The sequence below is a fragment of the Ruegeria sp. BB5 genome (assembly GCF_056539405.1).
Genome location: NZ_JBQFUX010000001.1, coordinates 1,351,512 through 1,362,266, shown reverse-complemented (window position 1 = coordinate 1,362,266; position 10,755 = coordinate 1,351,512). Strand labels below are relative to the sequence as shown.

General features: G+C 57.9%; 14 protein-coding genes. 4 read left to right on the top strand and 10 right to left on the bottom strand.

The window, feature by feature from the left end; genetic code table 11:
• The first annotated feature begins 7 nt into the window (after positions 1-7).
• Positions 8-304: a DUF7742 family protein gene (locus ACR0DL_RS06765; protein WP_170349050.1), complete on the top strand. Its 297-nt coding sequence runs from the start codon at positions 8-10 to the stop codon at positions 302-304.
• Here the strand turns inward: ACR0DL_RS06765 and ACR0DL_RS06760 are convergent.
• Complete coding sequence (locus tag ACR0DL_RS06760; protein ID WP_170375790.1) at positions 285-623, bottom strand: TraR/DksA family transcriptional regulator; 339 nt, start codon at positions 621-623, stop codon at positions 285-287. The two genes, ACR0DL_RS06765 and ACR0DL_RS06760, sit on opposite strands and share 20 nt — an antisense overlap.
• Before the next feature lie 84 nt (positions 624-707).
• Here ACR0DL_RS06760 and cysE point away from each other — a divergent pair, with 84 nt between their 5' ends.
• Entirely contained in the window at positions 708-1,517 is an 810-nt protein-coding gene (gene cysE, locus ACR0DL_RS06755) for a serine O-acetyltransferase (RefSeq protein ID WP_170358963.1), read from the top strand.
• A gap of 7 nt (positions 1,518-1,524) precedes the next feature.
• Here cysE and ACR0DL_RS06750 read toward each other — a convergent pair whose 3' ends face one another.
• The 7 genes from ACR0DL_RS06750 to ACR0DL_RS06720 form a co-directional block, all read right to left on the bottom strand.
• Positions 1,525-1,764: a hypothetical protein gene (locus tag ACR0DL_RS06750; protein WP_170358960.1), complete on the bottom strand. Its 240-nt coding sequence runs from the start codon at positions 1,762-1,764 to the stop codon at positions 1,525-1,527.
• 154 nt (positions 1,765-1,918) lie between these two features.
• Positions 1,919-3,223: a pyruvate dehydrogenase complex dihydrolipoamide acetyltransferase gene (locus tag ACR0DL_RS06745; protein WP_480688216.1), complete on the bottom strand. Its 1,305-nt coding sequence runs from the start codon at positions 3,221-3,223 to the stop codon at positions 1,919-1,921.
• Positions 3,224-3,237: 14 nt separating this feature from the next.
• Positions 3,238-4,608 (bottom strand): pyruvate dehydrogenase complex E1 component subunit beta, encoded by a 1,371-nt coding sequence (locus ACR0DL_RS06740; protein WP_170577651.1) that lies wholly within the window; start codon positions 4,606-4,608, stop codon positions 3,238-3,240.
• 15 nt (positions 4,609-4,623) lie between these two features.
• A complete protein-coding gene (pdhA, locus tag ACR0DL_RS06735) occupies positions 4,624-5,613 on the bottom strand; it encodes a pyruvate dehydrogenase (acetyl-transferring) E1 component subunit alpha (protein WP_170349044.1) in 990 nt (329 codons plus the stop codon).
• Between the two features lie 166 nt (positions 5,614-5,779).
• Positions 5,780-6,079: an FtsB family cell division protein gene (locus tag ACR0DL_RS06730; protein ID WP_170349043.1), complete on the bottom strand. Its 300-nt coding sequence runs from the start codon at positions 6,077-6,079 to the stop codon at positions 5,780-5,782.
• A gap of 132 nt (positions 6,080-6,211) precedes the next feature.
• Positions 6,212-6,556, bottom strand: coding sequence for a lysozyme inhibitor LprI family protein (locus tag ACR0DL_RS06725; protein WP_480688214.1), 345 nt, complete (start codon positions 6,554-6,556; stop codon positions 6,212-6,214).
• Positions 6,557-6,620: 64 nt separating this feature from the next.
• A complete protein-coding gene (locus ACR0DL_RS06720; protein ID WP_170358954.1) occupies positions 6,621-7,817 on the bottom strand; it encodes a phosphoglycerate kinase in 1,197 nt (398 codons plus the stop codon).
• Positions 7,818-7,949: 132 nt separating this feature from the next.
• Here ACR0DL_RS06720 and ACR0DL_RS06715 point away from each other — a divergent pair, with 132 nt between their 5' ends.
• Together ACR0DL_RS06715 and ACR0DL_RS06710 are read left to right on the top strand one after the other, a co-directional pair.
• Complete coding sequence (locus ACR0DL_RS06715) at positions 7,950-8,456, top strand: peptidylprolyl isomerase (RefSeq protein ID WP_170349040.1); 507 nt, start codon at positions 7,950-7,952, stop codon at positions 8,454-8,456.
• The gene (locus ACR0DL_RS06710; protein ID WP_170396176.1) at positions 8,449-8,997 is read left to right on the top strand and encodes a peptidylprolyl isomerase; all 549 of its coding nucleotides are present in this window, start codon (positions 8,449-8,451) and stop codon (positions 8,995-8,997) included. The genes ACR0DL_RS06715 and ACR0DL_RS06710 overlap by 8 nt, the downstream gene beginning before the upstream one ends.
• Positions 8,998-9,041: 44 nt before the next feature.
• On the opposite strand, the gene aqpZ is transcribed toward ACR0DL_RS06710, so the two are convergent.
• Both aqpZ and ACR0DL_RS06700 read right to left on the bottom strand, forming a co-directional pair.
• The gene (gene aqpZ, locus ACR0DL_RS06705) at positions 9,042-9,728 is read right to left on the bottom strand and encodes an aquaporin Z (protein ID WP_170358950.1); all 687 of its coding nucleotides are present in this window, start codon (positions 9,726-9,728) and stop codon (positions 9,042-9,044) included.
• A gap of 122 nt (positions 9,729-9,850) precedes the next feature.
• Positions 9,851-10,672, bottom strand: coding sequence for a M90 family metallopeptidase (locus ACR0DL_RS06700; protein ID WP_170549407.1), 822 nt, complete (start codon positions 10,670-10,672; stop codon positions 9,851-9,853).
• Positions 10,673-10,755: the final 83 nt, after the last annotated feature.

Below are 10,755 nucleotides of genomic sequence, written 5' to 3'. Positions count from 1 at the left end.
CCACTGAATGCGCCCTATCCTGCATGGAGATGTCGCGGCGGCGGCGCGGGCCTTGCTGGCCGCGCTGCCGCAGGATCGCGACCGCCTTTGTACACGTCTCATCCAAGAAGCTGCGCTGGCCGACCAATATGTCGGCCAGACGGGTAATCTTCATCCATTGTTCGGGAATGGATCTTTGATGGCAGCCGCGCGAAACAGGCGGCTGGCGGATGAACCCGGATTTGATGATGTGCAATATTGTCGCTGTTTCGAACTGGTTTTGCAGCATCTGATCCGGTTTCAGATCAGCCGGACGCACAACTGACGCATTTCGTGGCGGCAAGGTTCAGATTCAATCGACCGCCAGGAATCTCATCGCCGCAATCTTCGCAATACCCGAATTCTCCGTCATGTATGCGGTCCAGGGCGGCTTGTAACCGGTGCGTTTCGATGTCCCGATTGGCCTGTTGTGCCTTGGCCATCGCCTGATTCTGCAGGGCATCCATTCTGCTAAGGCGGCCGACGGCCTGCTGATCAAGCTCAACAATGGCCTGAGCCTGCTTTTCCGCCGCGGAATGTTCTGAAAGTTCAGCCAATCTTGCCTGAATTTTCGCTTCATAGCCTGCCAAATCTGTTTCATTCATTTTCGTTACTCTGCCGATCACGGGTTTGCGTTTGGCGTTTTTCCCACTAAATGGCATTCTAGGCGCAGCAAAGGATCAAAAGCCATGTTGGAAAAGCGCAGTCAGGTTACTCCGGTCGACCCGGTTTGGAATCGTATCACGACCGAAGCTCATGCAGCGGTCGAAAGCGAACCATTGATGGGTGGTCTGGTTCACGCTTGCATCCTGCACCACCGAAGCCTTGAGCGGGCCCTCTCATACCGGGTGTCGGCCAAGCTGTGTTCGAACGAAATGTCGATGATGGTGCTGCGTGAAATCGTGGATGAAGCCTATGCGGATGACGCTTCGCTGCTTGAAGCGGCCCGTGCGGACCTGATGGCAGTCTATGAACGTGATCCGGCATGCCACCGATTGTTGCAGCCGATCCTTTATTTCAAAGGCTACCAGGCGATGCAGGCTTATCGCGTGGCGCATTGGCTGTGGAAAAAAGGGCGCCACGATCTGGCGTATTTCTTCCAGATGCGCTCGTCCGAGATTTTCGGGATCGACATTCACCCGGCGGCGAAAATCGGTAAGGGCATCATGATCGACCATGCCCATTCGATTGTCATTGGTGAAACAGCTATTGTTGGTGACAATGTCTCGATGCTGCATTCCGTGACACTGGGTGGGACAGGCAAGGAAGAAGAGCAGCGCCACCCGACCATTGGTAACGGTGTGCTGATCGGGGCCGGGGCCAAGGTTCTGGGCAACATCGTAGTCGGCCATTGCAGCCGCATCGCAGCGGGGTCTGTGGTTCTTCAAGAAGTTCCTGCCTGCAAGACCGTGGCAGGTATTCCCGCAAAGATCGTCGGCGAGGCTGGGTGCGATCAGCCCTCGATCTCGATGGATCATATGCTGGGCAAAGACCAGTAATTCAACCTTAGTTCGAGCGGTTTTTCTTTCTGTTCAACCGCTCGATCCGCTTTTCCTCGCGGCGCTTTTTGCGCGCCTCGATACGTTTGGCGCGCTCAGCTTTGCGCTTGGCGACTTCAGCGGGATCGGGGTTATAGGTCGAGTTCTCGCCCGGATAGCCGTTGGGCTTTGCGATCGCAGCAACGGGCAGCGACGTCGCCAACAATGAAACCACCAGAAAGCACTTGGCCGAGTTCACGAGGGTCATGGGGCACCTTTGCATCAGAACTAGCAATGCAATCAAGGTGGTCTGTTGCGTGTGTCTGAGCAACTATCGCAGCGATCACGACTGCTCACAACATGGCAGTGATTTGGTAGGCCACGCCAGGGAATGATCCGGCGTGGCCTGTATTCACAAGGCTTTACGCCAGCATAACCATGGGGTTTTCAAGGTTATCGACGATGGCTTGCAGCAATTCCGCACCTAACGCGCCATCAATGACCCGGTGATCCACCGACATGGTGACCGACATGACTGTGGCAACGGTAAGTTCGCCATCGTCGCCGACAACCGGTTTTTTGACGCCCGAGCCCACGGCCAGAATGCCGGCGTGAGGCGGGTTCACAATGGCGTCGAAATTGTCGATGCCGAACATACCCAGGTTCGAGATGGCAAATGTGCCGCCCTGATACTCGTGCGGTGCCAGTTTGCGTTCACGGGCGCGACCCGCAAGGTCTTTCATCTCGGTCGACAGGGCCGACAGGGATTTGGTGTCAGCATCCTGCAGAACCGGTGTGAACAGGCCACCCTCAATTGCAACTGCGACGGCCACATCCGAAGGTTTCAGTTGCAGAACTCGGTCTTCCGCCCAGACGGCATTGCATTGCGGTACTTGCTGCAGGGCGTTGGCGACGGCCTTGATGATGAAGTCGTTGACGCTGAGCTTTACGCCTCGGCCTTCCAGCTGTTTGTTCAACTGGCCGCGGAATTTGAGCAGCGCGTCGAGCTTGATATCGCGGCGCAGGTAGAAATGCGGGATGGTTTGTTTGGCCTCGGACAGGCGCGCGGCGATGGTCTTGCGCATACCGTCCAGCTTGACCTCTTCATACTCTCGCCCTTCGTACATGCGGGCCACGGCATCTGCCGAGGGGCCAGCCGGTGCCGCAGCGGGTGCGGGTGCCGTAGCAGGGGCCGAAGCGGCAACAGTGGCCGGAGCAGCCGTGGCGCTTTCGACATCTGCCTTGACGATACGGCCATGCGGACCGGACCCTGCGATTTGCGTCAGGTCCAGACCTTTTTGTGCCGCAATCCGGCGGGCCAGCGGAGATGCAAAGATACGACCGCCATCCGCCTTGGCCGGAGCAGTTGGGGCAGGGGCGGGCGCCTCGGACACCGCTGGCGCGGCGGCCTCGTTGCCCGCGGCGGCTGCGGGGGCAGCCGCAGGTGCGGCGACGGGCGTGGACGCGATATCATCGGCGCTTTCGCCATCTTCCAGCAGAACTGCGATGGCAGTGTTGACCTTAACCCCTTCGGTGCCTTCGGGGATCAGGATCTTGCCGATGGTGCCTTCGTCGACGGCTTCGAACTCCATCGTGGCCTTGTCGGTTTCGATCTCGGCCAGCAGGTCACCGGACGAGACGGTATCGCCTTCCTTGACCAGCCATTTAGCAAGCGTGCCTTCTTCCATCGTCGGTGACAGGGCGGGCATCAGAATTTCTGTGGGCATCTATCTGTCGCTCCTTACCGGTAAGTCACTTGTTTGACAGCGGCGATCACCTCATCGGTGGTGATCAGAGCCAACTTTTCAAGGTTGGCGGCGTAGGGCATTGGCACATCCTTGCCGGTGCAATTAATGATGGGCGCGTCGAGGTAGTCGAACGCCTCTTGCATCACTACGGACGAGATGTAGCTGCCGACCGAACCTTGCGGCCAGCCTTCTTCTACGGTCACCAGGCGGTTGGTTTTCATCACTGAGTTGATGATCGCGCCGGTATCCATGGGGCGGATGGTGCGCAAGTCGATCACTTCGGCGTTGATGCCTTCCTCGGCCAGCTTGTCGGCTGCTTCCAACGCGAACTGCATGCCGATGCCAAAGCTGACGATGGTCACGTCCGAGCCTTCGCGCCAGATACGGGCTTTGCCCAAAGGGATGGCTAGGTCATCGACCTGTGGCATATCGAAGGAGCGGCCATAGAGGATTTCGTTTTCCAGGAAGACCACAGGGTTGGGATCGCGGATCGCTGATTTCAGCAGGCCTTTGGCGTCGGCTGCAGAATACGGCATCACTACTTTCAGGCCTGGGACCTGCATGTACCATGCGGCGTAGTCCTGAGAGTGCTGTGCGGCCACGCGGGCAGCAGCACCGTTAGGGCCACGGAACACGATGGGGCAACCCATCTGACCACCGGACATATAGAGCGTCTTGGCGGCCGAGTTGATGATCTGGTCCATTGCCTGCATGGCGAAGTTGAAAGTCATGAACTCGACAATCGGTTTCAACCCGCCAAAGGCAGAGCCAACCGCGATACCGGCGAAGCCATGCTCGGTGATTGGGGTGTCGATCACGCGCTTGGACCCGAATTCGTCCAGCAAGCCTTGGGAAATCTTATAAGCGCCCTGATATTCGGCGACCTCTTCGCCCATCAGGTAGACATCTTCGTCGCGGCGCATCTCTTCGGCCATGGCGTCGCGCAGGGCTTCGCGGACCGTTTCAGATTTCATCTCGGCGTCGGCAGGCCAATCGGGTGACAGATCAACAACTGGTGCTGCCGGCGCCGTGGATGGAGCGGGGGCCTCAACCGCCGCTGGGGCGGCCTCGGCCACCGCTGTGGCTGCAGGCGCAGCCGCGGGCAGGGCCGAGGCGTCTTCGCCTTCCTCGACCAGAACCGCGATTGGGGTGTTAACCTTGACCCCTTCGGTGCCTTCCGCGATCAGGATCTTGCCGACGATGCCTTCATCGACCGCTTCGAATTCCATTGTCGCCTTGTCGGTTTCAATTTCGGCCATGATGTCGCCGGAAGAAACGGTATCGCCTTCCTTGACCAGCCATTTGGCCAATGTGCCCTCTTCCATCGTGGGCGAGAGTGCGGGCATGAGAATTTCGGTTGCCATGTCTTAATCGTCCTCTCAGGCGTAGATATCTGTCCAGAGCTCATCCAGCGACGGCTCGGGGCTTTCTTTCGAGAATTCGGCGGCCTGGTTGACGATCTCTTTGATCTCTTTGTCGATCGCCTTCAGATCCTCCTCGGTCGCGTGTTTGCCGGTCAGCAACAGCTCGCGCACATGTTCGATCGGGTCGCTTTGTTCACGAACCTTCTGAACCTCTTCGCGGGTGCGGTACTTGGCCGGGTCGGACATCGAGTGGCCGCGATAGCGATAGGTCTTGATTTCCAGAATGTAGGGGCCTTTGCCTGCGCGGCAGTGCGCGACGGCTTTTTCACCTGCGGCTTTAACCGCCAGAACATCCATGCCGTCGACCATTTCGCCCGGTATCCCAAAGGCTTGACCTCGGTGGTAGATGTCAGCGGAAGACGTCGAACGCGCCTGAGCGGTGCCCATGGCGTACTGGTTGTTCTCGATCACGAACACCACCGGCAGTTCCCACAGCGCGGCCATGTTGAAGGTCTCATAGACTTGACCCTGGTTCGCTGCGCCATCACCGAAATAGGTGAAGGTCACGCCGCCGTTTCCTTTGTACTTGTCGGCAAAAGCCAGACCTGCACCCAATGGCACCTGCGCGCCAACGATACCGTGGCCGCCGTAGAAGTGCTTCTCTTTCGAGAACATGTGCATCGAGCCGCCCTTACCTTTGGACAACCCGCCTTCGCGCCCGGTCAGTTCGGCCATCACACCACCCGGCTCCATCCCACATGCCAGCATGTGGCCGTGGTCGCGGTATGAGGTGATGCGTTTGTCACCTTCCTTGGCTGCGGCCTCAAGGCCCACAACGACAGCTTCTTGCCCGATATACAGGTGGCAGAACCCGCCAATTAGGCCCATGCCATAAAGCTGACCTGCTTTTTCTTCGAATCGGCGGATCAAAAGCATTTCGCGGTAGTAGGTTTTAAGCTCTTCCGCAGAAACATTTGGTTTCTTTGTGGTTTTTCGCGCAGCCATCGTGGCGATCTCCCCCTTCCGGACAGATAGTTTAGCGTTAAACTATCTCATAAAGCATTTCCGGCAATCTGGCGAGAGTAAATATGACGCATCGTCATTTCGCGCGGCTTCAGGCCGGGGGAACCTTCGGGCAAAGTTGGATTTCCAAGAAAAATGTCGGTCCGGCTTAGCGGATGACAATTTCGTCCGAACGGATCATGCCAAGAACCGAGCGGGCCTGCTGATCCAGCAGATCGAGGTCCAAATAAGTGTCGGACAAACGGCGGGTCAGGTTATCCATCTCGGCGATCTCGGCCTTAAGCTTGGCCAGGTCTTGTGACAGGGCGTCCCGTTCCGCTGCGATCTCGACCCGTCTGAATAGGCCATAGTCGCCCTGCACGGCGGCGAAGGTGAAATACACACCCAGCATGAAAGCCACCATGAAGAATACAACTGCGCCCAAACCGGGCCGATGGGAACGGGACACTCTGTTTACCGCCGTATGAAGTCTGCCTCAAAAATGTGCCCTTTGCGGGCATCTGTTCGCACTATGTCACAGGTGATTCGGCTTGTGAATCCCTTGATTCGCACTTTTTCGCAAATGGTCGGATTAAGTTTCTCAGCGCGCAGACTTTAGGATCTGATTGCGCGTCAGGGTTTGTTGTTCCATGCAATCCCAATAGAACATTGGCGCCGCGCTGCCGTCACTATCCAGTTCCGGGTCGCAGGCTGCGTCGCGCGCTTTCAGCCAGGCGCGCTGTTCGTCCAATAGGGCCTGACCGTTTCCGCGTGCATCGGCCATTGGTTTGACCTCAGCCCAGATAAGGTTCAGTTCGCGATCAGCGATTTCCCACTTTTCCTTGGCGCAGAAATTGGCGCCGAGTTGCGTTTGCCCTTCGCAGCTGGATTGTGCCGCAGAGTAGGCAGGTATCAATATGGCGACCAGGCAGACTATGAACCTCATGACAAAATCTCCGATTCAACAAGGAGAGACTACCATGAGGCCCGAAATGCGACCAATTTTGACTTTACGCCTGACCTTCTAGGGCGGCGACGCCGGGCAGGGTTTTACCTTCCATCCATTCCAGGAACGCGCCGCCAGCAGTCGAGATATACGAGAAATCCTTGGCCGCACCGGATGCATTCAGCGCCGCGACTGTGTCACCACCGCCAGCGACCGAAACCAGCTGTCCCGACCGTGTCAGCGCCGCCGCTTTTAGGGCCGCTGCATTGGTGGCGGTGTCAAAGGGTTCGATCTCGAACGCGCCCAGCGGACCGTTCCAGATCAGGGTCTGGCTCTGACCAAATATGTCCGTAATGGTCGTTACGCTTTCAGGACCAGCGTCCAGGATCATTCCGTCTTCGGTGCATTGATCGGCTGGCAACACCTGATGTGGGGCATTTGCCTCGAATTTCTCGGCGACCACAACGTCCGAAGGCAGTACGATCTTACAGCCCGAGGTTTCAGCCTTGGTCAAGATCTCGGCTGCGGTGTCCTTCATCGCTGTTTCCGCCAATGATTTGCCAACGCTAACTCCCTGAGCGACCAAAAACGTATTCGCCATACCGCCACCGATCACCAGGTAATCAACCTTGTCGATCAAGTTGCCCAGCAGCTCTAGCTTGGTTGATACCTTTGCCCCCCCAACAACCGCTGTCACAGGGCGCTTGGGCGCACCCAGTGCGCCTTCCAGCGCCTCAAGCTCGGCCTGCATCAAGCGGCCAGCACAAGCAGGCAGTAGCCGCGCGATGGCCTCGGTCGAGCTGTGGGCGCGGTGGGCGGCTGAGAACGCGTCGTTGCAATAGATGTCGCCCAGCTTGGCCATGCCCGCGGCCAGATCGGCGTCGTTCTTGGTTTCGGCGGCGTGAAAGCGGGTGTTCTCCAGCAGCAGCACCTGACCGGGCTTCAGGGCTTCGGCGGCCAGATCAGCCTCGGTGCCGACGCAATCTGCGGCGAATAGAACTTCGGTGCCAAAGGCGGCTTCAAGCGTGGGGATCAGTTGTTTCAGCGACAGGTTCTCGCGCCGCTCGCCACCAGGGCGACCGAAATGGGCCAGCAGGATAGGCTTGCCCCCGGCTGCGAGGATATCGCGAACGGTCGGGACGATACGCTGAATACGGGTCGCATCGGTCACAACCCCGTCAACGACCGGCACGTTGATATCGACGCGCACCAGCACGCGTTTGCCGTTCAGGTCCATATCGTCCAGAGTTTTCCAGCCCATCGCTCTATCCTTGCCATTACAACAGATTCAGGCGGTTCTTTTCCTGCATTTTGCCTTCAGGTCAATGCGTCACTTGGCATTCACGCGCGTGGCGCATAGGTATTTGCGCAAGATAAACGACAGGAGGGCCTCATGGCCGAGATCAAGGATCCCGAAAACACGATCATCATGGAACTGAAAGACGGCAATGTCGTCATCGAGCTGCTGCCGGATGTTGCCCCGCAGCACAGCGCCCGGATGAAGGAACTGGCGCGTGGTGGTGAGTATGACAACGTGGCCTTCCACCGTGTGATCGACGGTTTCATGGCGCAAACCGGCGACGTGCAGCACGGCGACATGGAAGACGGGTTCAACCTGCGTATGGCGGGCACTGGCGGCTCGTCTTTGCCGAACGTCCCGGCAGAATTCTCGAAGCTGCCACATGACCGTGGCACCTTGGGTGCGGCCCGTTCGCAAAACCCGGACTCGGCCAACTCGCAGTTCTTCATCAACTTCAAAGACAACCACTTCCTGAATGGCCAGTACACCGTTTACGGCCGCGTCATCGACGGGATGGAGCATGTAGATGCCATCGTGCGTGGCGAGCCGCCTGCAAGCCCCGACCGCATGATCAGCGTCAAGGTTGCGTCTGATGTATAAGCTGGCCGCCGCTTTTGCCCTGCTGGCCAGCCCTGCGCTGGCCACGGGCCTGCAGATCGAGATCGAAGGTGAGGGCGCCAACGGCACCGTCACCGTTGACCTATTTGATGACATCGCCCCCAAACATGTCGAGCAGATCAGTGCTCTGGCCTCTGAGGGCAAGTATGACGGCGTGGTGTTCCACCGTGTCATCGACGGTTTCATGGCGCAGACCGGAGATGTTGAATTCGGCCGTATCGGTGGCGACATGCGTCGTGCCGGAACCGGTGGATCTGATCGCCCCGATTTGCCTGCCGAGTTCTCGGATTTCAACTATGACCGCGGTGTCGTCGGCATGGCGCGAGCGCAGGATCCAGACAGCGCGAATTCGCAGTTCTTCATCATGTTCGAACCGGGTCCGTTTCTGAACGGCCAATACACGGTTGTCGGTCAGGTCACTGACGGCATGGACGTGGTGGACGCGATCAAGCGCGGTGACGGCCCGAACGGCGCTGTGATCGGTCAACCGGACGTGATGAAAAAAGTCACCGTCACCGAATAATAAAAAAAAGCCCCGATGCGCATCGGCATCGGGGCTTTTTTGTCTCAGTCGTCACCCATCATTTGCCAAATCAGCGCCCCGATGGCTGCGCCGATAAGTGGGGCGACCCAGAACAGCCAGAGCTGCGCCAGCGCTGGGCCGTCAGCAAACAGGGCCACACCGGTAGAACGCGCCGGGTTGACCGAGGTGTTGGTCACCGGGATCGAAATCAGATGGATCAGGGTCAGGCAAAGGCCAATCGCGATCGGAGCGAACCCGTCAGGTGCAAAGTTGGATGTTGCGCCCAGTATGACCACGATGAAGAACGCGGTCATCACGATCTCAATCACCAATGCGGACATCATTGAATAACCTTCGGGCGACGCTTCGCCGTACCCGTTCGAGGCGAACCCGCCAACACCTTCGAACCCTGGTGCGCCGCTGACGATCAGGTACAAAACGGCCGCAGCAGCAATGGCGCCGATCACCTGCGCGATCCAATAGGGGATCAGTTCTTGCGCCGGGAACCTGCCACCGATCATCAAACCAAGGCTGACCGCCGGGTTGAAATGCCCGCCCGAGATATGTCCAACCGCGTATGCCATGGTCAGAACCGTCAGGCCGAAAGCAAAGGAAACGCCCAACCAGCCGATGCCTACGTCAGCAACGCCAGCCGCCAGAACGGCGCTGCCGCACCCGCCCAGTACCAGCCAGAATGTGCCGAAGAACTCGGCCATGAGTTTAGGTGCCATGAAAATCCCTCCTGAAAACACTGGTTTAAGCGTAATTCAAAAATTACAATTTGTGAAATGTCAGGATAAGGAGAAAATTTTCCAACTGTGTTCAGGGATGACTTTTCACGTCCCTGTTGGCTTCATTTCTTTGCGTTGTCCCAACTGGCTGGATCAAGTCGAAACAGCTTTGACAGCTGTTTATAAACATCGGGAACAGCGGCCTTGAGCTGCCGGGGCTGTTCAAAAAACACCTCGACCGACACGGCAAAGAACTCTTCGTGACCTACGGCACCATAAGGATCGATAACCGTATGTTGGCCATGCTCGACTGCGCGGACATGGGAGTCATAGGCGGTCAGGAAAACACGTTCCCATTCCGCAAAGCTCTGACCGTCGCTCAGGATCGGAACGCCGTTGGTGCCCCCAGACAGGTCATCGACCTGATGCGCAAACTCGTGCAGGACGACGTTCTGCCCATCGTGATCATTCGCGGCGCCTTGCTTGCTGTGTGACCAGGATAAAATGACCGGCCCGCGATCCCAGCTTTCGCCGGTGCGTACGATCTCTTTCTCGCTGACGACATAGCCATACTGCCGGCGCTGACGGGATTTGAAGGCGCTAGGATAGATCAGGATGGTTGTCAGGTGATCGTACCAGAGGTCGCTGTTAACCAGCAGCAGACTGGCTTGCGCGGCTATGGCCAGCTCCATTTCTTCGGTGACCTCCAGCCCGTCGCAGCCGTGGAACTCCACCTGGTCCAGCAAAAGGTTCACCTTGCCGTCCAGCTTGGCCCGCAGATCGGCGGGAAGGCGGCGGATCAGTGGTACTTGCTGCTCGATCAGCCTGCGCTGGTGGTCGGTCAAGGGCGTGGCCAGCAGGGTCTGCCGTGCTTGGGATTTGGACCAGTGGCGGTACAGAAAGAAGCCCACAATCAACAGAAGGATAGAGAAAAAGATCAACATGACAGAACCCTATACCGACCACAGCAACCGGCAAGGGCAAAAGAAAAACGCCGCAGGCTGACCCGCGGCGTTTGCTTATTCAT